Annotated in this window: 26 protein-coding genes; 20 read left to right on the top strand and 6 right to left on the bottom strand. The window is 69.0% G+C overall.

The annotated features are described in order from the left end of the window. Positions 1–8: 8 nt before the first annotated feature. Positions 9–1,454 (bottom strand): NAD-dependent succinate-semialdehyde dehydrogenase, encoded by a 1,446-nt coding sequence (locus D9V41_RS00885; protein ID WP_121792650.1) that lies wholly within the window; start codon positions 1,452–1,454, stop codon positions 9–11. Positions 1,455–1,719: 265 nt separating this feature from the next. Between D9V41_RS00885 and D9V41_RS00880 the strand changes: the two genes are divergently transcribed. The 13 genes from D9V41_RS00880 to D9V41_RS00820 all read left to right on the top strand — a co-directional run bounded on the left by D9V41_RS00880 (position 1,720) and on the right by D9V41_RS00820 (position 12,534). After that, entirely contained in the window at positions 1,720–2,286 is a 567-nt protein-coding gene (locus tag D9V41_RS00880) for an amino acid synthesis family protein (RefSeq protein ID WP_208006680.1), read from the top strand. Then, positions 2,283–3,485, top strand: a complete 1,203-nt coding sequence (locus D9V41_RS00875) for an amidohydrolase family protein (protein WP_121792648.1) — start codon at positions 2,283–2,285, stop codon at positions 3,483–3,485. The genes D9V41_RS00880 and D9V41_RS00875 overlap by 4 nt, the downstream gene beginning before the upstream one ends. Positions 3,486–3,516: 31 nt before the next feature. Further along, entirely contained in the window at positions 3,517–3,729 is a 213-nt protein-coding gene (locus D9V41_RS00870; RefSeq protein ID WP_121792647.1) for a ferredoxin, read from the top strand. After that, positions 3,729–4,922 carry an NAD(P)/FAD-dependent oxidoreductase gene (locus D9V41_RS00865; RefSeq protein ID WP_166375847.1) on the top strand — a complete coding sequence of 398 codons (1,194 nt, stop codon included), beginning with the start codon at positions 3,729–3,731 and terminating at the stop codon, positions 4,920–4,922. The genes D9V41_RS00870 and D9V41_RS00865 overlap by 1 nt, the downstream gene beginning before the upstream one ends. 24 nt (positions 4,923–4,946) lie before the next feature. Beyond that, entirely contained in the window at positions 4,947–6,089 is a 1,143-nt protein-coding gene (locus D9V41_RS00860) for an alpha/beta hydrolase family protein (protein ID WP_166375846.1), read from the top strand. A gap of 121 nt (positions 6,090–6,210) precedes the next feature. Further along, complete coding sequence (locus tag D9V41_RS00855) at positions 6,211–6,459, top strand: hypothetical protein (RefSeq protein WP_121792644.1); 249 nt, start codon at positions 6,211–6,213, stop codon at positions 6,457–6,459. Positions 6,460–6,461: 2 nt separating this feature from the next. Beyond that, positions 6,462–7,304 (top strand): DODA-type extradiol aromatic ring-opening family dioxygenase, encoded by an 843-nt coding sequence (locus tag D9V41_RS00850; protein WP_121792643.1) that lies wholly within the window; start codon positions 6,462–6,464, stop codon positions 7,302–7,304. Between the two features lie 32 nt (positions 7,305–7,336). Further along, positions 7,337–8,380, top strand: a complete 1,044-nt coding sequence (locus D9V41_RS00845; RefSeq protein WP_121792642.1) for a dihydrodipicolinate synthase family protein — start codon at positions 7,337–7,339, stop codon at positions 8,378–8,380. Positions 8,381–8,386: 6 nt separating this feature from the next. After that, positions 8,387–9,700 carry an aromatic ring-hydroxylating oxygenase subunit alpha gene (locus D9V41_RS00840; RefSeq protein WP_121792641.1) on the top strand — a complete coding sequence of 438 codons (1,314 nt, stop codon included), beginning with the start codon at positions 8,387–8,389 and terminating at the stop codon, positions 9,698–9,700. A 3-nt stretch (positions 9,701–9,703) separates the two neighbouring features. Next, entirely contained in the window at positions 9,704–10,228 is a 525-nt protein-coding gene (locus tag D9V41_RS00835; RefSeq protein WP_121792640.1) for an aromatic-ring-hydroxylating dioxygenase subunit beta, read from the top strand. 17 nt (positions 10,229–10,245) lie between these two features. Then, positions 10,246–10,521 carry a hypothetical protein gene (locus D9V41_RS00830; protein ID WP_208006679.1) on the top strand — a complete coding sequence of 92 codons (276 nt, stop codon included), beginning with the start codon at positions 10,246–10,248 and terminating at the stop codon, positions 10,519–10,521. Continuing rightward, positions 10,518–11,291: an SDR family NAD(P)-dependent oxidoreductase gene (locus D9V41_RS00825; RefSeq protein ID WP_121792638.1), complete on the top strand. Its 774-nt coding sequence runs from the start codon at positions 10,518–10,520 to the stop codon at positions 11,289–11,291. The genes D9V41_RS00830 and D9V41_RS00825 overlap by 4 nt, the downstream gene beginning before the upstream one ends. A 37-nt stretch (positions 11,292–11,328) precedes the next feature. Continuing rightward, on the top strand, positions 11,329–12,534 hold the full coding sequence (locus D9V41_RS00820) for an MFS transporter (RefSeq protein WP_121792637.1): 1,206 nt from the start codon (positions 11,329–11,331) through the stop codon (positions 12,532–12,534). A 6-nt stretch (positions 12,535–12,540) separates the two neighbouring features. Here the strand turns inward: D9V41_RS00820 and D9V41_RS18245 are convergent, their stop codons facing one another. After that, positions 12,541–13,593, bottom strand: a complete 1,053-nt coding sequence (locus D9V41_RS18245) for a LuxR C-terminal-related transcriptional regulator (protein WP_208006678.1) — start codon at positions 13,591–13,593, stop codon at positions 12,541–12,543. A 232-nt stretch (positions 13,594–13,825) separates the two neighbouring features. Between D9V41_RS18245 and D9V41_RS00810 the strand changes: the two genes are divergently transcribed. Then, on the top strand, positions 13,826–14,977 hold the full coding sequence (locus D9V41_RS00810; protein ID WP_121792635.1) for an NAD(P)/FAD-dependent oxidoreductase: 1,152 nt from the start codon (positions 13,826–13,828) through the stop codon (positions 14,975–14,977). On the opposite strand, the gene D9V41_RS00805 is transcribed toward D9V41_RS00810, so the two are convergent. Continuing rightward, on the bottom strand, positions 14,967–15,362 hold the full coding sequence (locus D9V41_RS00805) for a carboxymuconolactone decarboxylase family protein (protein WP_121792634.1): 396 nt from the start codon (positions 15,360–15,362) through the stop codon (positions 14,967–14,969). The genes D9V41_RS00810 and D9V41_RS00805 overlap by 11 nt on opposite strands. Before the next feature lie 155 nt (positions 15,363–15,517). Here D9V41_RS00805 and D9V41_RS00800 point away from each other — a divergent pair, with 155 nt between their 5' ends. Genes D9V41_RS00800 through D9V41_RS00785 form a run of 4 tightly spaced genes read left to right on the top strand, consistent with a single transcriptional unit; the run spans position 15,518 to position 20,050 of the window. Beyond that, on the top strand, positions 15,518–16,558 hold the full coding sequence (locus D9V41_RS00800) for a TRAP transporter substrate-binding protein (RefSeq protein WP_121792633.1): 1,041 nt from the start codon (positions 15,518–15,520) through the stop codon (positions 16,556–16,558). Then, positions 16,555–17,073, top strand: a complete 519-nt coding sequence (locus tag D9V41_RS00795; protein WP_121792632.1) for a TRAP transporter small permease subunit — start codon at positions 16,555–16,557, stop codon at positions 17,071–17,073. The genes D9V41_RS00800 and D9V41_RS00795 overlap by 4 nt, the downstream gene beginning before the upstream one ends. Positions 17,074–17,106: 33 nt before the next feature. After that, on the top strand, positions 17,107–18,399 hold the full coding sequence (locus tag D9V41_RS00790; protein ID WP_121792631.1) for a TRAP transporter large permease: 1,293 nt from the start codon (positions 17,107–17,109) through the stop codon (positions 18,397–18,399). A gap of 31 nt (positions 18,400–18,430) precedes the next feature. Beyond that, the gene (locus D9V41_RS00785) at positions 18,431–20,050 is read left to right on the top strand and encodes a thiamine pyrophosphate-binding protein (protein WP_121792630.1); all 1,620 of its coding nucleotides are present in this window, start codon (positions 18,431–18,433) and stop codon (positions 20,048–20,050) included. 13 nt (positions 20,051–20,063) lie between these two features. On the opposite strand, the gene D9V41_RS00780 is transcribed toward D9V41_RS00785, so the two are convergent. Beyond that, positions 20,064–21,398, bottom strand: coding sequence for an MATE family efflux transporter (locus D9V41_RS00780; RefSeq protein ID WP_243697105.1), 1,335 nt, complete (start codon positions 21,396–21,398; stop codon positions 20,064–20,066). Between the two features lie 412 nt (positions 21,399–21,810). On the opposite strand from D9V41_RS00780, the gene dnaB reads away from it, so the two are divergent. Further along, positions 21,811–23,148, top strand: a complete 1,338-nt coding sequence (dnaB, locus tag D9V41_RS00775) for a replicative DNA helicase (RefSeq protein ID WP_121793004.1) — start codon at positions 21,811–21,813, stop codon at positions 23,146–23,148. Between the two features lie 58 nt (positions 23,149–23,206). Here the strand turns inward: dnaB and D9V41_RS00770 are convergent, their stop codons facing one another. Further along, on the bottom strand, positions 23,207–23,518 hold the full coding sequence (locus tag D9V41_RS00770; RefSeq protein ID WP_121792628.1) for an ArsR/SmtB family transcription factor: 312 nt from the start codon (positions 23,516–23,518) through the stop codon (positions 23,207–23,209). Between the two features lie 53 nt (positions 23,519–23,571). Between D9V41_RS00770 and D9V41_RS00765 the strand changes: the two genes are divergently transcribed. Beyond that, entirely contained in the window at positions 23,572–24,615 is a 1,044-nt protein-coding gene (locus D9V41_RS00765; RefSeq protein ID WP_121792627.1) for a cation diffusion facilitator family transporter, read from the top strand. 2 nt (positions 24,616–24,617) lie between these two features. Here D9V41_RS00765 and D9V41_RS00760 read toward each other — a convergent pair whose 3' ends face one another. Beyond that, entirely contained in the window at positions 24,618–25,070 is a 453-nt protein-coding gene (locus D9V41_RS00760; RefSeq protein ID WP_243697104.1) for an acetyltransferase, read from the bottom strand. Positions 25,071–25,209 lie beyond the last annotated feature (139 nt).

Here is a 25,209-nt window from a genome sequence, read left to right as displayed (position 1 = left end):
GAGTTCACTCAGTCGGGCCAGTCGACGCTCAGGTAGCGCGACTCCTGGAACGCCTCGATCCCGGCACGCGCTCCTTCTCGACCCAGACCGCTCTCCTTGACGCCGCCGAAGGGCGCAGAGGGGTCAGACACCACGCCGCGGTTGATGCCGACCATCCCGACCTCTAGCGCCTCGGCGAACCGCACGGCGCGCTGCAGGTCTCCCGAGTACACATACGCCGCGAGCCCGAGGTCATCCTGGTTGAGCTCCTCGAGCAGCGCGGCCTCGTCCTCCCACGTGACGATGGGCGCGACCGGGCCGAAGATCTCCTCCCGGTAGAGCGTCGCCGTCCGATCGACGTGGGTCAGCACCGTCGGTGGCACGAACCAGCCGCGGTCCGCCGAGAGGTCCGCGCGATACCGCAGCCGCGCACCGCGGGCGAGCGCGTCCTCCACCAGCTCATCGAGTCGATCGACGGCCCTGGCTGAGATGACCGGACCGAGATCGGCCCCGGTTGCGGCCGGACCGATGCGCAACCGTGCGGCGGCGGCGCAGAACTGCTCCGTGAATCGCTCGGCGATGGCGGCATGGACGAAGAAGCCGTTGGCCGCGGTGCAGGCCTGGCCCCCGTTGCGGAACTTCGCCACGAGGGCGCCCCGCACTGCCGCGTCGACGTCGGCGTCCTCGGTGACCACGAAGGGGGCATTGCCGCCGAGCTCCATGGACGACGCCACGACGCGCTCGGCCGCTTGCCGCAGCAGCACCTTGCCGACGGCGGTCGAGCCGGTGAACGAGATCTTGCGAACACGGCGATCGCCGAGCCACTGGCCGACGACGGCGCCCGGATCGGTGGTGGGGACGACGTTGACGACACCCGCGGGAAGTCCCGCGTCCGCGAGGAGCTCAGCGATGGCGAGGGCCGTCAGTGGTGTCTCGGCGGCGGGCTTGAGTACGGCCGTGCAGCCGGCGGCGAGGGCCGGCGCGACCTTGCGGGTGACCATCGCGGCGGGAAAGTTCCACGGCGTGACGAGCGCGGCGACACCGATCGGCAGCTGCGTCACGATGGTCCGGGTTCCCCCTCCCGGCGACGGTCCGTACGAACCCGATGACCGAACGGCCTCCTCGGCGTACCAGCGCAGGAAGTCGCCGGCATAACTGACCTCGGCGAGTGCATCGGCTCGGGATTTGCCGTTCTCCAGGGCAATGAGATCGGCGAGACTCTCCGCGCGGTCGCGCATGAGCGCGTACGCGTGGTGAAGCACCGCAGCCCGGTCCCGCGGCGCACAGGATCGCCACGAACCGGCCGCCTCTGCTGCCGCGTCGACGGCCGCCAGGGCGTCCGCGGCTCCGCCGTCGGTGACATGAGCGACCACCTCCCAGGTCGCGGGGTCCTCCACCTCGAACGAGGCCGTCGCGCACCGGTGCTCGCCACCGATGAGGATCCCGTAGCTCGGGTCGACTGCTGCCGGATTCACGCTGTCCCTTTCGTCGGCCGATGCCTTCGTGAGTCTCGATGAGAGGGCGATAGCGCGCTAACCCCGTTCGGGTCACATTGCGGACGGGCGGACCCGGCTGCGGATCCGGGCCTGGTTTCGGCTCCTGAATTGACCCGCCAGGGGGACGCCCCGGGGGTCGAGCGCTTCCTAGCCTTCCTGTTCAGGCCCTGTTGACGGGGCGACCCGGGATCTGACCGTCGCGGGGTGGCGATCGTAAGGAGGCATCGTGGTAGCAGCGCACGAGGTGGCGATTCGGAAGGTCTTCTCCCAGGTGGAGGAGGTGCGGAACTCGGCCGGTCGGACCGATGAGGGGGGTCCGCTGCGGCGGGTCGCGGTATGCGCTGTCCTGAAGAACCCGTACGCCGGAGCCGGCTACGTCGAGGACCTCTCAGCGCTGATCGAGGCATCGGAGCAGATCGGCACCCTGGTCGGCAAGGAGGCCGCTCGGCTGCTCGACGCACCGGTGGAGAGCTACGGCAAGGCGGGACTCGTCGGCACCGACGGCGAGCAGGAGCACATCAACGCCGCGCTCACCTCGATCTTCGGCAACGCCTTCCGCGACGCGATCGGCGGCGGTGACGCCTGGATCACCTCGGTCACCAAGCCGGCGGTCGCTGGAACGACGATCGACGTCCCGCTCGCGTACAAGGACGAGGTCTGGGTCCGCAGCCACTACGACGCGCTCGAGGTGCGGATCCCCGACGCGCCGCATCCGGACGAACTGGTCGTGATCGCCGCGGTCGCCAATCGCGGCCGGCTCAACGCCCGCGTCGGCGGCATGACCGTCGACGAGGCTCGGAGCCGAGCATGACCGGCACCCTGGCCGTCGTCGGCGCGGAAGAGATCTTCTCCGGGGACTGGCGCGAACCGATCGTCGCCGATGCCGACACGATCGTGACCCGTGACGGAGTGATCGAGGCGATCGGCCGCCGCGAGGACCTCGCCGCACTGATCGCCGAGGCCGATGTCGTCCTCGACGCCGAAGGCTCGACGGTGGCACCCGGGCTCATCGACTCGCACTGCCACGTGGTGCTCGGCGACTACACCCCCCGGCAGAAGACGGTCGACTTCCTCGCCAGCTACGTGCACGGCGGCATCACGTCAGTGGTCTCGCCCGGCGAGATCCACGCGCAGGGGCGACCGCACTCGGCCGCCGGCGTGAAGGCGCTCGCGATCGCGGCCAAGACGTGCTTCGACAACTTCACGCCCAACGGGATGACGGTGCACGCCGGTGCGGTGGTGCTCGAACCCACACTCACCGATCGCGATTTCGCCGAGCTTCAGGAGGCGGGTGTGCGGCTCGCGAAGTTCGGCTTCGGTCTCTACGAGGACCCCGCGGACGGCTACGAGCAGGTGCGGGGTGCGCAGGCGCACGGCATCACCGTCATGTGCCACTCCGGCGGCGCGAGCATCCCGGGCAGCAAGCCCATCACGCCCGACCACCTCCTGCACCTGGCTCCCGATGTCTGCGGACACATCAACGGCGGACCGACCTCCCTGGACGCCGCGGGCGTGGACCGGATCATCGAGGAGACCGACATGGCGCTGCAGCTCGTGCAGGCCGGAAATCTCAAGTCCGCGGTACGGATCGCCCGCAAATGCGCGGAGGAGGGGCGCCTCGACCGTCTGGTGATCGGCTCGGACACCCCGACCGGCACCGGAGTGATGCCGCTGGGCGTCCTCAAGACGGTCGCCGAAGTCGCCTCGTGGACGGGCATCGACCCGGCTGTGGTCTGGGCGTTCGCCACGGGCAACAACGCCCGCACCTGGGCGCTGCCGGCGGGGCTGATCGAGGTCGGGCGGGCCGCAGACGTGATCGTCCTCGACGCCCCCTGGGGCTCGACCCGCGACGACGCCCGCAGCGCCCTCGCGATCGGCGACCTCCCGGGGATCTCGGCGGTCGTGACGGGTGGCGAGGTGCGTGCGCTCCGCAGCCGGAACACGCCTGCCGCGGCTCGCCGAGCACGGGTCTCGCCGGCACTGCCGCATCTCGAGGCAGCAGCGCACTGATAGTCGACAACACGACGTGGGGAAGTGACCGATGGCCATCATCGTCAAGTTCGATCCGAGCAAGTGCCAGGGGTACGCCAACTGCCTCATCGAGGCCCCGGAGATCTGGGACTTCGATGAGGACGATGACGTGGCGCTCCTGCTCCAGGAAGTCGTGCCGGAGTCGCTCCGCGCCAAGGCGGAGGCCTCGGCACGCGGATGCCCGGCGCACGCCATCGCCGTCGAGAACCAGAGCGACGCGTGATGGACCACGTCGTCGTGGTGGGGGCCTCGCTCGCGGGGGTCAACGCGATCGAAGGGTTGCGGGATCGAGGTTTCACCGGCGAGATCACCCTCGTCGGCGCGGAGCGGCACCTCCCCTACGATCGCCCGCCGCTGTCGAAGGAAGCCCTCAGCGGAGGTCTCGACGGTGAGCGTCTCGCGCTGCGGCCGCCGCAGTGGTACGAGGAGCAGGGTGTGACCCTGCGGCTGGGCGAGCCGGCGCGGGCGCTGGAGCCCGGCCCCAAGCGACTGTGGCTGGACTCGGGCGGGCAGCTCGACTTCGACGGGCTCGTCGTGGCGACCGGATCGTCGGTGCGCCGATTCGCGCATCGACTGTGTGGCGACCCGGCGCGACTGTGCCAGCTGCGCACCCTCGACGATGCCCAGCGGCTCGGGGACCAGCTCGAACCGGGGCGGCGTCTCGTCGTTCTCGGCGCCGGCTTCATCGGGCTCGAGGTCGCCGCCACCGCCCGCACGTTGGGCCTCGACGTGACGGTGATCGACGTCGCTGCATCCCCTCTGGCCCGCGTGCTGGGCGAGGCCGGCGCGTGGTTCACGGATCTGCACACCACCCACGGCGTCGACATTCGCTGCGGGACCTCGGTGGACAGTATCGATCCGCGCTCCGGCGGCGGGGTCGTCGTGCGGAGCCCGGGGCGCGCGACCCTGGAGGCCGACCTGTTCCTGGAGAGCGTCGGCGCCGCGCCGGCAGTCGACTGGTTGAGCGGAAGCGGGCTCGTTCTCGAGGACGGCGTCGTCTGCGGATCCGACTTGCGCACCAGCCATCCCGACATCGTCGCGGCCGGCGACGTCGCACGCTGGCACAACGACCTCTTCGGCGAGAGCATGCGCGTCGAACATTGGACCAACGCCGTGGAGCAGGGGCGGCACGCGGCCGGCACCCTGCTCGGCGAGCGCGAGAGCTACCGCTCGATCCCGTACTTCTGGACGGACCAGTTCTCCGCGAAGGCCCGCTTCGTGGGTCGCGCCGACGCTGCGGACGACATCGTCGTCGAACGGGGTGAGGACTCCGCCGTCATCCTCTTCGGCCGTGACGGCCGACTCCGTGGCGCGCTGTGCATCAACGCGCCGCGGCGCCTCGCCCGCTGCCGGATCGCGATCCGCGACGGCATGTCGTGGACCGAGGCCGCCGCCGACCTCGCCACCTGTGCTTGACCACCCACCCAAGGAGAAATGGACATGACGACCGAGACACCCACCAACGCCGACGCCCTCTCGACGATCGAGCTCTTCCCCCAGGACGAGGACTGGTCGATCCAGACGATGCGCCTCCTCGCCCAGGTCGCGGTCGGCGGCGCCGACCTGTTCGAGTGCAGCCGGACCGCCGCCCGTATCGGTACGGAGACCACCGACGGCGAGATCTGGTACCGCGAATGGCAGCGCACCGCCCGCGAGGTGGCGGCGCAGGGCGAGGCCGCCCTGGCCGACGGCAACATCACCACGGGCCGCCGCGCACTCTTCCGCTCGTGCAGCTACTTCCGGCACTCGGAGTTCTTCCTCCGGTCGCAGGACCCTCGGCGCAACGAGGCCTACAACGCCGGTCGCGAGAACTTCCGCCGCGCCGCCGCTCTCACCGACGGGCGCATCGAGCAGATCGAGGTCCCGTTCGAGGGCACCACGATGGAGGGCTACATCGTGCGTCCCGACGGGTCGGGTGCGCGGCGCCCGACGGTGCTGTTCCTCGGTGGCGCCGACTCGTGGGCCGAGGAGCTGTACTTCCTCGGCGGTTCGGAGTTCCCTGACCGCGGCATGAATGTCGTCATGGTCGACACCCCGGGCCGAGGCAGCTCCCTGCGTTTCAAGCAGCTCTACAGCCGGCCCGACTACGAAGTGCCGGTCCGGGCGGTCCTGGACGTGTTGGAGCAGCGCGACGACGTCGACGCCGACCGCATCGGCCTCGCGGGCGTGAGCTTCGGCGGGTACTACGCACCGCGAGCAGCGGCCTTCGAACCGCGCGTCAAGGCGGTCGCCGCCTGGTGCGGCACCTGGAGCATCCTCACCGACTTCTACGAGTTCTACCCGCCGCTTCAGGAGCAGCTGCAGTGGCTGAGCGGATCGGCGGACGACGCCGAGGCCCGCGAGAAGCTCGCCAAGTTCACGCTCGACGGTGTGGCCGACAAGATCGACGTGCCCGTCTACGTCATGCACGGCACGGACGACATCATCATGGACATCAACGGTGCGCGGCGCTTCGTGGACGCGCTCACCACCGATGACGTCACCGTCGACATCTACGACCAGGCCGGTTCGCTGCACTGCAGCTACGACTACTTCTCGGTCGCGACCGCCCGCCTGACCGACTGGTTCGCGCACAAGATCTGAGCACCCGAGCGAATTGACCCGTAAGGGTCACGACCCCCGTCCCCAGCGGTTCTAGATTGAAATTGCGAGATCGTCCGCATGGGGACGGGGGAGACCTCGGGCAAGGAGAGAGAGCACAGCGATGTACAGCGTTCATAAATTGCTCTGGGACATCCGCCGGGATCCCTCCGTGAAGGACCGATACATGCGCGATTCGGGAGCGGTCCTCGACGAGTACGGGATCGAGGACGAGTTCCGTGACCATCTGCAGCAGCTCGATTTCAAATCCATGTACGAAAAAGGAATCAATCCGTACCTGCTGTATTTCTGCGCCATTCAACTCGAAGTCGACCGCGCCGAATACTACGCCCGAATTCGTGGGGAGAAATAACGATGGCTGATACCGGGAAGATCGTCGGAGCGTTCGCCGCGTCGCACTCGCCGGGCATCACCGGTTGGCCCGAGCGGGCCGAGCCCGAGCAGCAGAAGGCCGTCGAGGGGGCCTATGCGCAGGTGCGACGGCAGATCGAGGAGCTCCAGCCGGACGCGATCATCGCCGTCTCGGTGGAGCATTTCACCAACTTCCACCTCGGCAACCTCCCGGCTTTCGCGATCGCGGCGGGTGACGAGTACCTCGGGCCGGTCACCCAGGAGATGGCGTCCTTCCTCAACGTCGAACAGCACCAGTACCCCGGGCACGCGGACCTCGGGCGCCACCTGTACGCCTTCGCCCTGGAGTCGGAGTTCGATCCCGCCCTGGTCGAGGGAGGCCTGGACTTCGACGAGAACTTCTGCGTCCCCTTCAAGCACTTCGACCCCGAGTCGCGTATCCCGTTGGTGCCGGTCATCGTCAACGGCGTCAACCCGCCGTGGCCGACCCCGCGTCGGTGCTTCAACTTCGGCGCGATGATCCGTCGTGCGGTCGAGGCGCAGACCTTCGCGCAGCGGGTCGTGGTCGTCGCGACCGGCGGTCTGTCCCACTGGGTCGGCCTGCCGGAGTCCGGCGAGATCAACACCGACTTCGACCGGGACTTCATCGAGCGCTTGGAGTCCGGCGACCCGGACCGGCTCACCGACTACAGCCAGCGCGAGATCGACGAGGCCGGCAACGGCGCCCACGAGATCCGGACGTGGCTCGTGGCGGCAGGCGCTGCCGGCACCTCGTTCGAGGTGCTCGCCTACGAGCCCGTGCCCGCCTGGCTGACCGGGACCGCCGTCGCGGCGGCCCGGCTCTGAACAACGTCTACATCAAGGAACGAGGAGCACCCATGAGCAAGCTTCCCAAGGTCACCGGTCGCGACATGCGCGGAGTGATGGCCTACCCGCCCACCCCGGCGCTGCCCGGAGCCGAGCGGGTCGACGCTACCGACACCGTCGACCTCGCCGAGAGCGAGCGGATGATCCGAGCGCTGATCGCCGACGGCGTGGACGCGATCGCGCTGAACGGCACGCTGGGCGAGATGGCGTCGCTGACCATGGACGAGTGGAAGGCCTTCGCCGGCACCGTCGCCGAGACGGTTCGCGACGTCGACCCCGACTTCCCGGTGTTCATCGGCACCACGACGCTCAACACCCGCGACACGGTCGAGCGCATGCGGTTCCTGGCCGATCTCGGGATCACCGGCACGCTCCTCGGCCGGCCGATGTGGGGCGAGATGGTCGCCCCCGTGATGGAGCGGTTCTACCGCGACGTCGCCGAGGCCGTGCCCGAACTCGCAATCGTGGTCTACGACAACACGGCGGCGTTCCGCGGCATCATCCCCCGCAGCGTCTACAAGACCCTCGTCGACCTGCCCCAGGTCGTGGCGGTCAAGTACGCGGGCGGTGCCTCGGTGGGCTTCCGGTACCACAACGACATGGCGCACACGGGCACGAAGTTCCCGCTCATGCCGATCGAGACCGACTGGTTCCCGGCCTGGGAGATGTACGGCGAGGAGCTCGTCGGCATGGCGTGGTCCTCGACGACCGCCATGGGCCCCGGTCCGGTGCTCGAGCTGCGCGACGCGCTCCAGGAGGGACGATTCGACGATGCGCGCTGGCTGACCGAGCGGCTGCGCTGGGCGCACGAGCCCTTCCTCGTCGGCCAGGACTTCATGGAGTTCGCGAAGTACAACGTGCCGCTGGAGAAGATCCGTGTGAATCACGCCGGCTACATCAACGTCGGCACGTGCCGTCCGCCCTACACCGAGGACCTCGTCCCCGAGGAGCACGTGCGCACCTCGATCGAGCACGTGGACCGGTACCAGCAGATCCAGCAGGAGATCGAGCAGCGTTTCGGTGTCCGTGCCGGCCGTCAGGCGTCGAAGGTGTGACGGACGATGACCTCCAGCGTCGACCGGTCCCTGGACGACGAGCTCCAGGGCATCCGTCAGGGCATCCGCGAGGGCCGCTTCCCGGCTCGCGCCTTCAATGATCAGCAGATCTACGATCTGGAACAGGATCGGCTGTTCTCGCGAGCCTGGTGCTTCCTGGCGCACGAGTCGGAGATTCCCGCGCCGGGCGACTACGTCACCCGGTACATCGGGAACAACAACATCATCGTGGCGCGAACCGAGCACGGTGATATCTCGGCGAACCTCAACATGTGCCGCCACCGCGGCAACATGCTCTGCAAGTCCGAGATGGGCAACGCCTCACACTTCCGTTGCTCGTACCACGGCTGGACGTACAAGAACTCCGGTGAGTTGATCGGCGTCCCCTACATGAAGGAGGGCTACGAAGGGCGACTGAAGCGCAAGGAATGGGGCCTGGTCAACGTCCGTGTCGACTCCTACGCCGGTCTCGTGTTCGGGTGTCTCGACCCGGACGCGCCGTCGCTCGAGGAGTACCTCGGCGGGTTCCAGTTCTACCTGGACTTCTACCTCAAGCAGGGTGGAGAGGGCAGCGAGGTCCACGGGCCGCCGGATCACTGGGTCGCCGAGACCGACTGGAAGATCTGCGCCGAGAACTTCGCGGGCGACGGCTACCACACACCGGTGGCGCACCAGTGGGGCTTCAACCTCGGGTACTTCCCGTCGTCGGGTTCGACGCACAGCCAGGGCTGGGCGGCGAGCATCCCGGGCCTCGGGCACGGGATCGGGCTCGGCCACAGCCCGAACTTCCCGCCGTTCGGCGGGTTCCCGGACGATCTCGCCGAGCGGATGAAGGCCTCGTTCACGCCCGAGCAGGTCGAGGTGTTCTCGCAGGTGCGGACCGCGGTCGGCACGGTGTTCCCGAACCTCTCGTTCCTCATGCAACCGTTCAGCCTCGTGCCCGGTGAGTCGGGGGTGCGATTCGTGACGATGCGGCTCTACCACCCGGTCGGCCCGGGGCGCATGGAGATGTACTCCTGGTGCCTCGTGCCCAAGGACGCCTCGCAGGAGTACAAGGACGAGGCGTATCGCGCCTACACGCTGGCGTTCGGTCAGGCCGGGACGTTCGAGCAGGACGACTTCGAGAACTGGACGAAGGTCACCCGGGCGGCCGGTTCGACGATGGTCAAGAACGTCGATTTCCCGTACATCATGGGGATGGAGAGCGAGCGCGACAAGGACTTCCCGGGTCCGGGGCACGTCGTGCGGCCGTACGTCAACGACACCAACTTCCGCAACCTGTGGAGCCGTTGGGCCGACTACCTGGTCGGGGAGGTGTGAGCCGTGGCCACCACAACACAGGTCGACCTCGAGACCCGCATGAGTCTGCAGGACTTCCTCTATCGCGAGGCTCTCGCGCTCGACGAGCGGCGCTTCCGCGACTGGCTGGAGTACCTGGCCGACGACATCCGCTACGAGGTGCCGGTGCGGGTGACCCGTGAGGCGCTCGCCGACTGGGAACTCACGCCGACCTCGCGGATCTTCGACGACACGAAGGCGACGCTCGAAGTCCGCGTACAGCGGCTCGAGACGGACTTCGCCTGGGCCGAACAACCGCCCTCGCGCACCCGGCACTTCGTCACCAACGTCGTGGTCGATCCCGGCGACGTGGAGAACGAGTACCTCGTGCAGTCGAACTGCTTCATCTATCGCAGTCGGGGGGACGAACCGACGCCGAGCTTCTACTCGCTGTTCCGCAAGGACACGGTCCGCCGCACCTCGACGGCGCCGGGGTGGGAGATCGCTCGACGTTGGGCGGCCTTCGACCAGTCCCTCATCAACGCCCACAACATGTCCATCTTCATCTGAGCCGGACGGTGAACCCGATGACCTCTCAGCCAGACCCTGCCTTCGAACGCCCCGAGATCGGCGATATGTCCGAGTACCCCAGCGATGGGGGCAACGACGGGCCCATCGTCATCGCCAACGAGTTCACGGACGTGGTGGTGCGCAAGGTCGAGACCCGCAACGGCATGCGGCTCGACATCTGGTCGCCGCGACGCGGCAGCCGGGTGCTGCTCGACGCGGTCGCTCTGGACTGCCTCAGCTTCCAGGAGCCTGAACTCATCACCGAGCTGTTGTCGCGGAACCCGGGGCAGTGAGCGGAGCCCTCGACGGGCAGCGCGTCCTCGTGACCGGCGGCGGCTCCGGCATCGGCCGGGCCGCCGCGCTCGCGTATCTGGGCGCGGGGGCCCAGGTGACGGTGGTCGAGCGTTCCGCAGCGCACGCCGCCGAACTGCCGGATCACGAGCGGCTCGAGGTCGTCGTCGCCGACGCCACCGAGCCCGAGGTGCTCGATGCTGCCGTCGTGCAGGCCTCGGGAGCCAACGGCCTCGACCACCTGACGTGCTGCGTCGGCGTGTTCGATCAGTACGTCTCCGTACGCTCCCTCGATGCCGACCGCCTCACGGCCGCTGCGCAGGAGGTGTGGCGGCTGAACGTGCTCAGCACACTCCAGGCGGTGCGAGCGGCCTACCCCGCGCTCGCCCGGGCGCGAGGATCGGTGACCTTGACGCTGTCGGAGTCGGCCTTCCACCCGGTCGGGGGAGGTGTTCTCTACGGCAGCTCCAAGTGGGCGCTGCGGGGAGCGGTCGCGCACCTCGCCGTCGACCTCGCGCCCGAGGTGCGGGTCAACGGCGTCGCGCCGGGCGGTACCTCGGGCACGCGGTTCGGTGGGCTCGCCGCGTTGGAGCAACGTGCGACGGCGGCGACCGTTGAAGGCCGCGACGAACGCATCGCGGCGGGCACGTTGCTCGGTGAGGCAGCCCGCGCCGAGGACCATGCGGGCGCCTACCTCTATCTCGCGGATCGCCGCGCCGCGCGCCTGACCACCGGCACCGTCATCAACACCGACGGAGGACGGCGGCCATGACCGAGTTCGGGCGTTCCGGCATCCCTGGTCGCTGACGATGCTCGACGCCGGCGGAGGATCGAGACGCCTCGGGTACACCGCGGTCGCCCTCATCGCGATCCTCGTCCTGGCCGCCAATCTGCGGGCGGCGATCTCGGCCGTGGGGCCGGTGCTGCCGATGATCGCCGAGGACCTCGCCCTCTCCGACGCGGTGCAAGGGGTGCTGACGGCCGCGCCGATCGCCGCGTTCGCCCTCGTCTCCCCGTTCGGCCACCGGATCGCGGCACGTCTCGGCGTCGAGGCAGCCGTGGTCCTCGCCCTCGGGTTGATCGCGCTCGGCATCGCGATGCGGTCGATCCCGATCCAGGGCGCAGCTGCGGTGGTCGTTCTGGTGCTCGCCACCGCCGTGCTCGGTGGCGGCGTCGCGGTCGCCAACGTGCTGTTGCCGGTCCTGGCGCGCCGGGACTTCCCGGCCCGCGTGCCCACCGTGACCGGCCACTACATCGCGTTGCAGAGCGCCGTCGCCGCGCTCGCCGCGGCAGTGGCCGTGCCGGTGGCGGCGATCGCCGGCTGGCGGACCGCACTCGGCGTCTGGCTGCTGCCGGTCGCCATCGCACTGGTGGTGTGGGTGATTCATCGTCGCGGCGCCGCGGTGCGCGGCGAGGCACCTGCGCCGACCGACGCGTCGAGCCTCCCACGGTCTCCCTGGACATCGCCCGCGGCATGGCAGTTGGCCATCTACTTCGGCCTGCAGTCGTGCAGCTTCTACCTCCTCCTCGGCTGGCTGCCGACCATCGAGCAGGAGCTGGGGATCTCGGCCGGCGCCGCCGGGTTCCATCTCGGCGTCTTTCTCGTCGTCGGCATCGCGGCCAACGTGGTGGTGCCGCCGTGCCTGAACCTCGGCGGCGACCAGAGGCTCGTCGCCAGCGTCGTAGCCCTCATCGGGCTCGTGGCGGTCTTCGGGCTGTGGGCGTGGCCGGCCGCGGCCCCGTGGTGGGTCGGTCTCGCCGGGTTCGGCGCCGGCGCCTCGATGGTGGTGGCCTTGTCGCTGATCCCGCTGAGGTCGGCGGTCGGGGCGGATTCGGGCCCGTTGTCGTCGATGGTGCAGGGCGTCGGCTACGCCGGCGTCACGATCGGGCTGCTGCTCGTCGGCTGGGCGAAGCAGACGACTGGCTCCAGCGCCGTGGTGGTGGCGGTCGTCCTCGGGCTCGCGGTGGTCCAAGCGCTCGTGGGACTCCTCGTCGGCCGCGACCGGCGAGGGTGAGCCCCGTCAATCCAGCGACTGCCGCGACGTCCAGATGAGCTGAACCAGTTCGGCCCGGTTGCTGACGTCGGTCTTAGCGAAGATGCGCTTCAGGTGCTGCTTGACCGTGTTCTCGCTGATGAAGGCCCGCGAAGCGATCTCTTTGGTGGTCAACCCTTCACTCACCAGCTGCGCGATCTCCTGCTCCCGCCGGGTGAGGACGCCCCAGTCCGGGAGCTGGCGGTCGCTCTCGCCGTCGGCGCCGAAGACCATCGTCACCGCGGTGCGGTCCTTCGCCGAGAGCCGGTACGACTTCACCACCGCCTGCCGCCCGGTCCTGGCGTCACGGACCGTCCGGGCGACGACGCGGCGGTTCTCGGCCCGGAAGGCGGTCATCGCCTCTTCGATGAAGCCGGTGATGGAGTCGCCGCCGATCGGGATCTCGTCCGGACCGATCTGCCATTCGTCGCGGGCGGAGCGGTTGCAGAAGATGAACTGAGCGTCGAGGTCGGTGACCACGACCGCCTGCGGCAGCCGGTCGAGCGCATGCTCGATGGCGCTCGCACGGTAGCCGGTCAGCTCATAGCGCACGGCCCGCTCCGTCGCGAGGCTGAGCTGCTCGCTGACGAAGCGGGCCGAGGTGAGGTCGGTCTCGCTGAACGGCGGACAGTCGCCCGGCCTCGCGAAGTTGATCGTGCCGAAGAGCACCCCCGACACGATGATCGGTGCTTCCATCGAGTGCTCGAAGTTCTCACGAGCGAGCGCGTTGCGCGCACCGCAGGCGTTCCACGTGTGCGGCGCGCAGACGCGTGAGGAATCGATGGGGCGATGCTGCTCGGTGACGAACCTCAGGACCGGGTCATCCTGGCGACCGTAGTCCTCGTAGTCGTCGAGAAGCTCCCCGCCGACCGTGGCGCGGACGTCGATGACCCCCTGCTCGGGGTGGAGCTCGTACAGGCCGAGGCCGTCAGCGGGGACGACGTCGCCCACGTGGCTGAGATAGGCGCGGGTGACTTCGTGGCGGGTCAGCGCCGACTGCAGGGCGCTGGTGAAGCGATGGCGATGGTGATCGACGGACATGGACATCCTCCTGGAGTTCGGACGTCGGGGCGCCCGAGCAGCATGCGGAGACGTGATCAACCTCACGCGGGAGCCTGAGGGTTGCCGGCAATCCTAAGTGAGATGAGCGACCGACGACAGCCCCTTGCAGGTCACCCGACCGGGTGACATTGCGTACCGGGGCTGGGCGTAGGACGCTCGATGGCGCAGTGTCGCTGTGGGGGAAACGCTGCCGAAACCAGGAGGACACACCATGGAGCGAATCGTCGTGGTGGGCGGCTCGCTCGCCGCGGTCCATGCCATCGAAGCGCTGCGCGACGGGGCCTTCACCGGCGAGATCGTTCTGGTCGGCGCGGAGCGCCATCTGCCCTACGATCGCCCTCCGCTGTCCAAGGAGGCGCTGCGCGGCGAGCCGATGCCCTCGCCCCTGCGCGACCCCGAGTGGTACGCCGAAGCGGGGATCCGTCTGGAGCTCGGCACCGCGGCTCGCGCCCTCGACACCGATGCGCGTGTGGTCATCCTCGAGGACGACCGGGCGATCTCGTACGACGGGCTGGTCATCGCGACGGGAGCCGCGCCTCGCCGCCTCAGCGCCGGCAACGATCACGTGCACTTCCTCCGGACGGTCGACGACGCCGCGGTCCTGCGGGAGAGGCTCCACAGCGCCAAGCACGTCGCGGTCATCGGGGGCGGGTTCATCGGCCTCGAAGTCGCGGCGACCGTGACGGAACTGGGGTTGCGGTCCACCGTCGTCGAGGTCGCGCCCGTGCCGTTGGCCCGCGACCTGGGCGACGACGTCGGGTCGTGGCTCGCCGAGTTCCACCGCGAGCACGGCGTCGAGCTCGTCACGGGTCGTCTTGCCGTCGACGTCGAACCCGTGGCCGACCGGTACCGGGTGTGGCTCGGAGACGGCTCCGCGGTCGTCGCCGACCTGGTGGTGGCCGCCGTCGGCGCGCGACCCGAGGTGGACTGGCTGCGCAGCAGCGGGTTGGGGATCGCCGACGGGGTCCTCTGCGATCGAACGCTTCGCGCGAGCGCTCCCGACGTCGTGGCCGCCGGCGACGTCATGCGGTGGTACCACCCGTTGTTCGACGAGTCGATCCGCGTCGAGCACTGGAAGAACGCGGTCGATCAGGGACGTCACGCCGCTGCCGTGCTGCTCGGTTCCGACGAGCCGTTCGCACCGGTCCCGTACTTCTGGTCCGATCAGTTCGGCGCCAGCCTGCGCTTCGTCGGGCGGGCCCACGCGGCCGATGACGTGCAGATCCTCGACCGCGCGGCGGACCGACTGGTGGTCGGCTACGGGCGACAGGGCGCTCAGATCGGGGCACTGTGCGTCAACGCCGCACGGGAGCTCGCCCACCACCGCTCGGCGATCCTCTCCCGCGCGCCGCTCAGCGTCTGACGCCCTCCGAGGGCTCGACACGCGGGGCGCCGGTGACCTCGGCCCAGACCGCGAACCCATGTTGGAAGGCCACGACCCCTGCCTCGGGCAGTGCGATCTCGATCGCCTCCAGCACCTCCTGGGCGGTGGCGCCGTGCTCCAGCGCGACCCGGATGTGGCTCGCGATGTGATCGGGGTCCGCCCGCATGACGGTCAGGCTCAGGACGAACAAGAGCTCTTTCGTCTTGCGGTCCAAGGATCGCGGCTCGAGGTACGCGGCGGTGACGAGGCCATCGGCCGCTCGCAGTACGTCGACGTCCGCCGCCGCCATCCGCTGGTGGTACTCCAGCACATATCCGCGCCTCCGCGCGATGTCGTCCACGTAGTCTTGCGCATCCTGGGACATGAGTCGTCTCCTCACTCGTTGGTGGGTCCGACTGTGCCGCAGCGTCCGGCACGGCAGCGCGTTCAGTGCGCAGGTGTACCCCTTTGGGTTACGCCGAGAACGTCCTCGGACAGCTAGCGTGCTGAGACAGTTCAGGTCTTGCCGAGGAGGCAACCATGTCAGTTCTGTCCCGCATCATCCCCGCTACCGTCGCTGCTGCTCTGCTGGCCGGCTGTACCGCGGGAGGTTCCCCCGACGGTGACGGCGACGGCCCCATCACCTTGCGGTACGCGTTCTTCGCGCCCGCCGAGTCCTTCCCGAGCCTGCAGATGGAGCGGTGGAAGGAGGAGATGGAGGAGCGTACCGACGGAGCCGTGGAGATCGAGCTGTTCACCGGCGGCACGTTGCTGGGCTCCGGCGACATCTACGACGGAGTCTCGGCCGGGACCGTCGACATCGGGCTCGACAGCCCCGCTTACGACTCGTCCCGATTCCCGGTGTCGTCGGCGATCCAGGTGCCGATCGGCATCACGGACGCGACCACCGCCAGCGCCGTGTTCCTGGAGCTGTTGACCGAGCTGGAGCCGGCCGAGTTCGACGGTTACGAGATCATCACGGCCTTCACGACCGAGCCGTCGTACATCCAGTCGCGCAGTCCGGTCACCACGATGGCGGACATGCGCGGCCTCGAGCTCCGCAGCTCGAGCGCCACGATCCCGGTCCTCGAACGACTGGGCGCGTCGCCGATCGGGATGCCGATGCCCGATGTGGCTGAGGCCCTCCAGACCGGCATCGTCAGTGGCTACGTGTCGTCGCGCGAGGTGCTCCAGGACTTCGGACTCGCCGAGCACGTCACGCACGTCACCGACTACCCGTTCGGTCCCTCGAACAGCTTCGTCGCCGTGATGGACCAGGAGCGCTACGACTCCCTGCCCGACGACGTCAAGGACGCCATCGCGGACCTCAAGACCGAGATGATGGAGTGGGCGGCGGAGTACCACGACGGCGAGAACATCGGGTCGGCTCTCGAGTTCGCGGAGTCCCAGGGCGTCGAGACGGTCGAGGTCGACGCCGCCGAACGGGCGCAGTGGGACTCGGTCCTCGACGAGGTCGCGGCCGACTGGGTGAGCCGCAACGACTCGGCGGATCTCGACGCGCAGGCGGTCCTGGATCGGATGCGCGAGCTGGCGGCCGAGCATCAGCAGGACGAGCAGTGACCACCGTCCTGCGCCGCATCGTGGGGTTCTCCCACGTGCTCAACGGGGTGATGGTGCGTATCGCTGCCGTCTGCCTGGTCCTGGTCATGCTGACCCTCATGGCGAACATCGTCATGAGGGTGGCCGGGTCCCCGCTCAACGGGACGTTCGAGGTCGTCGCGATGTTGGCCGCGGTGGTGTTCGGGCTGTCGCTCGGTGACGCGCAGAATCACGGAGCCCACGTCTCGATCGATCTGCTGGTTCGCCGCTGGTCCCGCAGAACACGCATCGTCGTGGGCTCGCTCGTGACGATCGCCGCGATCGCGCTGTTCGTCCAGGTCATCACGAGCCTGGTCGTCTACGGGCAGGTCATGCAGACGCAGGGCTCGGCCACCGAGTCCCTCGGCATTCCGTACTGGCCCGCCGTCTACGTCGTCGTGGTCGGGTTCGCGGGGCTGGTCGTGGCGCTGGTCGCCGATCTGGCCAAGGGCGCTCTCTCGTGGTCCAGCGAGGAACCGCACCTGAGCGTCTTCTGATCACCGCCGCCGGCCCCACTCCAAGGAGTACAGATGGATCCCACGCTTCTCGCCGTCTTGGGCATCGTCGTGATGTTCGTGCTGCTCTTCCTGCGGCTGCCGGTCTCGTTCGCGATGTTGGCCGTCGGTCTCACCGGTTCCACGATGATCCTCGGACCGGCGGCAGGGCTGCAGCTCGTGGCTGCCGACGTGTACCGGCAGATGTCGTCGTACGGCTTGGCGGTCGTGCCGTTGTTCATCCTCATGGGCATGGTCATCTTCCACACCGGGATGAGCAGCAAGCTCTTCAAAGCGGCGTATGCCTGGATCGGGCACCTGCCCGGCGGCGTCGCGGCGACGACCATCCTGGCCAGCATCGCGTTCAGCTCGGTGTCCGGCTCCAATTCCGCCTCGACCGCGACGATGGGGTCGGTGGCTCTGCCGGAGATGAAGCGCTACGGCTACGACCCGCGCGTGGCCGGCGGAGCGGTGGCGATCGGCGGGACGCTCGGGGTCCTGATTCCGCCCTCGACGGCGCTCATCATCATCGCCGTGCAGTCCGAGCAGTCGATCAGCCGGCTGTTCCAGGCCGCGCTGTGGCCGGGCATCTTCGTCGGTCTCCTGCTGGTCCTGACCGTCATGGTGATCTGCCGGCTCAAGCCCGAGTACGGTCCGCCGGGCCCGAAGGCGTCGTGGTCGGTCCGGTTCAGCTCGCTCAAAGGCGTGGTGGAGACCGGCCTGCTCTTCGCGCTCGCCATCGGAGGACTCTTCGCCGGGTGGTTCACCCCGAGTGAGGCGGCAGCCGTGGGTGCGTTCGGTGCTTTGGTGATCGCCACGGTGAACCGCTCGCTCACCCGGGAGGTGCTGCAGCGGTCGATCGTCGACACGCTCCGGACGTCCGCGATGGTGGTGCTGCTGATCGCCGGGGCGGTGGTGTTCGGGCGCTTCCTCTCCGTGACCCGGATGCCGTTCGAGCTCGCCGACTGGGTGTCGGGGCTGGCGGTCGCTCCCTTCGCCATTCTTCTGGTGGTGGTCGCGATCTACCTGGTCGGTGGCGCGATCATGGACGCGCTCGGCTTCCTGGTGATCAGCATCCCGATCTTCTTCCCGCTGGTCACGGCGCTGGGCTATGACCTGGTGTGGTTCACGATCATCGTCACGCTGGTCACGACGCTCGGGTCCGTGACGCCGCCGGTCGGGGTCAACGTCTTCATCACGGCCGGCTTGGACCGCTCGCTCGACGTCATGACCGTCTTCCGCGGCGTCAATCCCTATTACGTGCCGTACGTGGCGTCGCTCGGCGTCTTCCTCGTAGTGCCCGGCACCATCTTGTTCGCCGTCTCCTGACGGGACGCCCCTCTCCACCGAAGGACGAATCGTGCGCGGCACCTTCAACGACCTCTTCGCCCAAGCGCTGCGGGCGCTCGATGTCGACGTGATGTTCGGCGTCATGGGCGACGCGAACATGTACATCGCCGACAGCTTCCATCGGCTGCCCGGCGGGCGCTTCGTGTCGTCTGCGAACGAAGGGGGAGCGGTCCTCATGGCGGCGGGGCACGCCGCGGTCACCGGACAGGTCGGCGTCGCGACGGTCACGCACGGTGCCATCGCGAACTGCGTGAGCGCGCTCTTCGACGCCGTCCGCGGCGGCTACCCGGTGCTGGTCATCGCGGGTGACACGTCGCGCGCCGAAGGGATGCACCTGCAGAACATCCCCCAGCGAGAGGTCGTCGTGCCGACGGGTGCCGAGTACCGCGAAGTCCGGTCGCCGCAGACGGCGGCTCTGGACCTGGCCGCGGCGCTCCGATCGGCGGTGTCGGCTCGGCGCCCCGTCGTCCTGGGGATCCCGAGCGACTTCCACCAGGCGGAGTGCTCGATGGAGCTCCCGAGGGCGACGGTCCTCCAGGGCGGGGTCGCCCATCCGTCGCGCGACGCACTGGAGGAGGCGGCAGGCGTCATCATCGGGTCGAGCCGTCCCCTCCTGATCGCTGGGCGAGGGGCCGGTGCCGCCGAGGAGGCCCTGACCGCACTGGCCGAGCGCATCGGAGCGCCGATCGCCACCACCTTGCGCGGCAAGGGCTTGTTCCAGGCCGACCCCTGTCTCGTCGGCATCTGCGGAACCTTAGCCAACCCGGTCGCCAGCGAGACGATCGCGCGCAGCGACTGCCTGCTCGTCTTCGGCGGGGCCCTCACCTCGCTGACGACGCTCAAGGGCGAGCTGTTGGAGGGAAAGCGAGTCGTCCAGATCGACGTCGACTCAGGAGCGCTGGGTCGCCACTTCCCGGTGGACGTGGGTGTCGTGGCCGACGCCGGGGTGGCGGCGGCCGAGCTGGTCGAGATCCTCGACGAGGCCGGCGCACGCGCATCGAATTTCCGGTCCGAGGCGCTGGCCCGGAAGGTCGAGGAGTTCCGGCGTGAGGACCGGGCGGCCGCGCAGGACGACGGCCCGCTGACGCTGACCGGCGTGCTGCACCGGGTCAATCACCTCGTCGACCCCGACCGGTCCCTGTGCATCGACGGCGGGAGGTTCTCCCATGAAGCGCTGCGCATCCTGGATGTCGCCCATCCGTCCCACTACGCCCACTGTCTCAACGTGGGACACATCGGCCTCAGCGTGGGATACGGCATCGGCGCCGCCCTCGCCCGCCCGGATGCGCGGACCTTGGTGGTCGCCGGGGACGGGGGATTCATGCTCGGCGGGCTGACCGAGTTCAACACCGCCGTCCGTTACGACGCCAATCTCGTCCTGGTGCTGCTCAACGACAACGCCTACGGCGCGGAGTACTACCGCTTCGTCAACCAGGAGTTCGATCCGGCGCTGACGACCTTCTCGTGGCCCAGCTTCGCCGGCATCGCCGAGGCCCTCGGGGGTAGGGGGGTGCAGGTGACCAAATGGAGTGACTTCGACGCACTGCCTCACGTCCTCGAGCGTCCAGGACCGGTCCTCGTCGAGGTGGTCCTTGATACGGCGAGCATCCCGGACCCCGGGGATCACTGATCGTCCCAGGCGTTCAGCGCGCGCTGCCGAGCACCATCCATCCCTCACCCCGCTGCCGCCACCACAGCGTCGCGCCGCGGGCCGCGATGAACAGGCCGTAGGCGAGCCAGAGCCAGGTGAAGGAGGCCCCGAGCCAGCCGACGACGAGGGCTGCGGGAGCGTAGAAGGCGAGCACGACGATGCCCGCCCAGGCGAGGAACACGCCGTCGCCCGCGCCGATGAGCACGCCGTCGAGCACGAACACCAGGCCCGAGAGCGGTTGGATCGCCGCGACGACGAGCAACGCCGGCACGACGGTCGCCAGCACCGTCTCGTCCGAGGTGAACCCCCGCGCCACAAGCGGAGAAGCCGCCGCGAGGACGGCACCGAAGGCGATGCCCGCCCCCACACCCCATACCATCATCCGCCGGGTCATCGCCCGGGTTCCCGCGGCATCGGACGCGCCGAGCGTGCGGCCGGTGAGCGTTTGACCGGCAATGGCGAGCGCGTCGAGGGCGAAGGCCAGCAGGGACACGACGGTCGTGGCGATCTGGTGAGCGGCGAGGGGTGCGTCGCCGAGGCTCGCCGCGACGACCGTCGCCAGCACGAGCGACGCGCGCAGCGTCACGGTGCGCACCAGGAGCGGGACGCCGTCGGTGGCCGCGGTGAGGATCTCGGTGAGCCGCGGATGGATCGAGGCCCGCTGGGCGCGGGCGCGCCGGACGACGACCGCGCAGAGCCAGATCGCGGCGAGCCATTGTGCGATCACCAGCCCGAGTGCGGCGCCGGCCAGACCCGCGCCCATGCCGTAGACGAAGGTGACGGTCAGGACGATGTTGAGCAGGTTCGCCGCGATCATCGCGATGAGCGGCGTGCGCAGGTCGAGCAGTCCGCGGAGGGCGCCGGTCGCGGCGAGAACCAGCAGCATGGCGGGAACGGAGGCGGTGGCGACCAGGAGGTACTCGTGGGCGAGATCGGCAACCCCCGCCGAACTGGAGAGCGCCGTGGCGAGCGGGCGAGCGATCAGTGCGAGGACCGCGGTGAGCACCACGCCCAGCAAGCCCGCGAGCCAGACGCCTCCGACGGCACTCTCGAGCGCTCGGCGGTCGTCGCCGGCCCCCTGGTAGCGCGCCACGGTCGCGGTGCTGCCGTAGGCGAGGAAGATGCACAACCCCACCACGGTGGTGAGCACGGTCGAGGCGGCGGCCAGCCCGGCGAGTTCGCTACGGCCGAGGTGGCCCACGATCGCGGTATCGGCGACGAGCATGAGCGGCTCGCTGACGAGGGCCGCGAAGGCCGGCAGGGCGATGGCCAGAATCCGGCGGTCGACGTCTTTCACAGGAAGCCGTCGACGGTGGGGAAAACGCACATCGTAGAGCAGTCTAGACCCCGCTGTCACGCGGTTTCCCGGAACTGCTCCTGGGGACGAAGATCGTCGAGATCTTTCTTCGGTCCACACCGTGTGCGCCGCGTTTTCGCAGGTCAGGGCGTTCGGATCGACGGAGGGGGCGCGATGTCCACAGAGAAATCCACGGTGTGTGCACACGCTGCTCGGCGTTTCTCCACACGATCGGCGCCATCGTCCACACCCCCTGTGGACAACGAGCTGGAAACGGGGCTCGCCGGGGGCCTAACGTGGCTCGCCGGAGCGATGTCCCGAGAGTGACAGTGGGCGTCCGTACGGTAGGTGCGAGACCACGAGGAGGGAGCCGCAGGTGAGTGTCGCCGACCTGTACGAGGAGCCGCAGCCCGAGGGCGCCGGCAGCGTTCCTCCACAGGACATGGCTGCCGAGCAGAGCGTGCTCGGCGCGATGCTCATGAGCAAGAACGCCATCGACCCTGCGTCCGACGTCCTCGAGGCGCGCGACTTCTATCGGCCCGCCCACGAGCTCATCTTCGAGACGATCGTCGACCTCGCCGGCCGCGGCGAGCCGGCCGACGCCATCACCGTCGCCGCCGAGTTGCAGCGCCGTGGCGAGATCGGTCGCGTCGGCGGCGCCACGTACCTCCACGATCTCGTCGCCGCGGTGCCGATCGCGGCCAACGTCGACTACTACGCACAGATCGTCCACGAGAAGGCCGTGCTGCGGCGGCTCGTCGAGGTCGGTCAGCGGATCGCCCAGCTCGGGCACAGTGGCCAGGGCGAGCTCAGCGAGATCGTCGACCGCGCGCAGGCCGAGGTACTCGACGTCGACGGTTCCACCGCCGGCGAGGACTACAACCTGCTCTCGGCCCTCATGACCGACACGATCGATGAGATCGAGCAGATCCAGAACCGTGACGGCGACGTCTCGGGCGTGCTCAGCGGCTTCCCCGACCTCGATCGCCTCACCACCGGCTTCCGCCCCGGCCAGATGATCGTCGTCGCCGCACGTCCGGGTGTCGGCAAGTCCACGCTCGGGCTCGATTTCGTGCGCCAGGCCGCCATCCGCGACAACGTCCCGTGCGCGATCTTCTCCTTGGAGATGACCGGCGCCGAGATCGCCATGCGTCTGCTCTCGGCCGAGGCCAAGGTCGCCATCCACCACATGCGCGGCGGCGGCATGTCCAACCGCGACTGGGACGCGATCGGCCGCACCCTGCTGACCGTCCAGTCCGCGCCGATCGTCATCGACGACTCGCCCAACATGACGATGCCCGACATCCGCTCCAAGGCGCGCCGGATCAAGAAGGAGCACGGGCTCGGCCTCATCGTGCTCGACTACCTGCAGCTGATGACCTCGGGCAAGCGGGTCGAGAACCGCCAGGTGGAGGTCTCGGAGTTCAGCCGCCAGATCAAGCTGCTGGCCAAGGAGCTCGAGGTCCCGATCATCGCGATCAGCCAGCTGAACCGTGGCTCGGAGCAGCGCACGGACAAGACCCCGCAGCTGTCCGACCTGCGCGAGTCCGGCTCGATCGAGCAGGACGCCGACATCGTCATGCTGCTCAACCGTCCCGACGCGCACGGCGCCGGCGAGTCCGAGCGTCCGGGAGAGGCCGACATCATCGTCGCCAAGAACCGCTCGGGCCCGGTCAACAAGGTGGCCGTGTCCTTCCAAGGCCACTACTCGCGCTTCACGCCGATGGCCCGCGAGCCCGAGGCTCCCGCAGGCGGCGCAGCAGCAGGCGACTTCTTCTGACCGGTCGCCCCTCTTGCGTCATACGTTCTGCGGGCCGGGGCCCGCAGAACGTATGACGTCACACTGCTTCGGCCTGGAACATCGCGTCGGTCACGAGCTGAGGGGCGTGTTCGTTGGCGAGTGAGTAGTAGACCGTGGTGCCCTCGCGGCGGCTGGTCACCATGCGCGAGAGCCGGAGCTTGGCGAGGTGCTGGGACACGGCGGTGGGACTCTTGTCCACGGCCTCCGCCAGCCGGTTCACCGAGAGTTCGCCGTCGCGCAGGGCGAGGATGATGCGCACGCGCGTCGCGTCGGCGAGCATCGAGAAGACCTCCACCGCCAACTCGACGTACTCGTTGTCGGGACCCTGTCCCGCCGCCGTCTCAGCCATGTCGACATCTTCGTAGTTGCGCAGCCAAAAGAAAAGACAGTACCTTCGCAAGTATGAAGATTGAGGAGGCCGCCCAGCTCGACCACGAGATTGACCATCGGCACGGTCGGCTCGCGCGGCTCCGGCACGCGCTCGTCCCTCATTCCCACGACGCCGCGGAGTCCATCCAGGACGCCGACGAGGCGTCGAGCGCCGGCATCCGCACGGCCTGGATCTCCATGGTGGCCATGGCGGTCACTGCCCTGCTGCAGGTCGCGATCGTGATGATCAGCGGTTCGCTGGGGCTGCTGGCCGACACCATCCACAACGTGGGTCATCTCGTGACGACGGTGCCCCTCCTCATCGCCTTCTGGCTGGGGCGTCGCCCGCCCACCGCCAGCTTTCCCTTCGGCTTCCGCCGTCTCGAGGACCTCGTCGGCGTCCTCATCGCCATGGTGATCGCCGCTTCGGCGGCGTGGATCGTGTGGGAGTCCGTCCGGGGTCTGGTCGATCCGCGACCGCTGACCCATCTCGGCTGGGTCTTCGCGACCGGAATCGTGGGAGCAGCGGGCAACGAGATCGCCGCGGTGTATCGCATCCGAACTGGTCGGCGGATCGGCTCGGCCGCCCTGGTGGCCGAAGTGCATCACGCTCGGGCGGACGGCCTCACCTCCGTGGCGGTGGTCGTCGGTGTTCTCGGCGTCTGGCTGGGCTTCCCTCGTGCAGACGCCGTGGTCGGCCTGGTGATCGCTGCGACGATCCTGGCCATCTTGGTCCAGTCCGTCCGGTCGATCGCGCGGCGTCTGCTCGACGGCGTGGAGCCGGGGACGATCGCGGCGATCGGAACAGCCGCTTGTGAGGTTCCGGGGGTCGAGGGAACTTCCGACGTCAAGGCGCGGTGGACGGGGCATCGGCTCGAAGCCCAGCTCGTCGTTGAGATGGAGCGGGAGCTCGATCTCGCCAGCGCCGATCGGATCGCCGACGGCGTGGTCGCCCACGTGATGGAATCCGTGCCCCATGTCGGCAACGTGACCGTTCGCCCCCGCCCCACGTTGGCGCAACGTCCAGGACCGGCTGACGTCATACCTTCTGTGGGTCAGAGCCCGCAGAACGTATGACGCTACGCAGACGGGTTGACGCTGCGGCGCAGGTGCAGCAAGGGGAACGGCCGGCCCTCGCCGTCGAGCGGGGAACGGCCGACGACCTCGAATCCCAGCGACGCGTAGAAGCCGCGCGCCGCGGGATTCTGCTCGTTGACGTCGAGTTCGAGCACGGGATGTTGTGCCGCCACGTGTTCCACCAGCGCGGTGCCGACGCCGCGGCCGTGGGCGTCCGGCTCGACGAACAGCATCTCGAGCCGGTGCTCCTGCGTCCCGACGAACCCCACGACAGCGCCATCGAACTCGGCGACCGTGACCTTGAGCGCGGGAAGGTAGACGTCGCGGATGTGGCCGGCGTAGAAGTCGACGTCCTCTGGGCTCAGGAAGTCGTGGGTCGCTTCCACCGCCCGCCGCCACAGGTCCGCGAGCACCAGATCGTCGCCGGACGTGGCGGGGCGGAGATTCAACGACACCCGCTCATCGTCGCAGCTCAGTGCTACGCTCGCCCGCATGGGAACACTGACGTCGGTCGCCTACGGGCGGCTGAACCTCATGCGGGACCGCGCTCGCGCCTGACGGCGCGCCCTTCTCACTGATCTTTCAGACGCGCCG

Origin of the sequence: Aeromicrobium phragmitis (genome assembly GCF_003674095.1) — a bacterium.
Lineage (GTDB): Bacteria > Actinomycetota > Actinomycetes > Propionibacteriales > Nocardioidaceae > Aeromicrobium > Aeromicrobium phragmitis.
Note: the sequence above shows the minus strand (reverse complement) of the source record. Positions and strands in the feature narration are given on the sequence as shown.

Bases quoted from the DNA above. Each gene is read 5' to 3' on its own strand.
- D9V41_RS00855 (WP_121792644.1), top strand. From the start codon at position 6,211: ATGTACAGCGTTCATAAATTGCTCTGGGACATCCGCCGGGATCCCTCC.
- D9V41_RS00820 (WP_121792637.1), top strand. From the start codon at position 11,329: ATGCTCGACGCCGGCGGAGGATCGAGACGCCTCGGGTACACCGCGGTC.
- D9V41_RS00875 (WP_121792648.1), top strand. From the start codon at position 2,283: ATGACCGGCACCCTGGCCGTCGTCGGCGCGGAAGAGATCTTCTCCGGG.
- D9V41_RS00850 (WP_121792643.1), top strand. From the start codon at position 6,462: ATGGCTGATACCGGGAAGATCGTCGGAGCGTTCGCCGCGTCGCACTCG.
- D9V41_RS00845 (WP_121792642.1), top strand. From the start codon at position 7,337: ATGAGCAAGCTTCCCAAGGTCACCGGTCGCGACATGCGCGGAGTGATG.
- D9V41_RS00870 (WP_121792647.1), top strand. From the start codon at position 3,517: ATGGCCATCATCGTCAAGTTCGATCCGAGCAAGTGCCAGGGGTACGCC.
- D9V41_RS00765 (WP_121792627.1), top strand. From the start codon at position 23,572: ATGAAGATTGAGGAGGCCGCCCAGCTCGACCACGAGATTGACCATCGG.
- D9V41_RS00865 (WP_166375847.1), top strand. From the start codon at position 3,729: ATGGACCACGTCGTCGTGGTGGGGGCCTCGCTCGCGGGGGTCAACGCG.
- D9V41_RS00810 (WP_121792635.1), top strand. From the start codon at position 13,826: ATGGAGCGAATCGTCGTGGTGGGCGGCTCGCTCGCCGCGGTCCATGCC.
- D9V41_RS00805 (WP_121792634.1), bottom strand. From the start codon at position 15,362: ATGTCCCAGGATGCGCAAGACTACGTGGACGACATCGCGCGGAGGCGC.
- D9V41_RS00790 (WP_121792631.1), top strand. From the start codon at position 17,107: ATGGATCCCACGCTTCTCGCCGTCTTGGGCATCGTCGTGATGTTCGTG.
- D9V41_RS00830 (WP_208006679.1), top strand. From the start codon at position 10,246: ATGACCTCTCAGCCAGACCCTGCCTTCGAACGCCCCGAGATCGGCGAT.
- dnaB (WP_121793004.1), top strand. From the start codon at position 21,811: ATGGCTGCCGAGCAGAGCGTGCTCGGCGCGATGCTCATGAGCAAGAAC.
- D9V41_RS00860 (WP_166375846.1), top strand. From the start codon at position 4,947: ATGACGACCGAGACACCCACCAACGCCGACGCCCTCTCGACGATCGAG.
- D9V41_RS00840 (WP_121792641.1), top strand. From the start codon at position 8,387: ATGACCTCCAGCGTCGACCGGTCCCTGGACGACGAGCTCCAGGGCATC.
- D9V41_RS00770 (WP_121792628.1), bottom strand. From the start codon at position 23,518: ATGGCTGAGACGGCGGCGGGACAGGGTCCCGACAACGAGTACGTCGAG.
- D9V41_RS18245 (WP_208006678.1), bottom strand. From the start codon at position 13,593: ATGTCCGTCGATCACCATCGCCATCGCTTCACCAGCGCCCTGCAGTCG.
- D9V41_RS00800 (WP_121792633.1), top strand. From the start codon at position 15,518: ATGTCAGTTCTGTCCCGCATCATCCCCGCTACCGTCGCTGCTGCTCTG.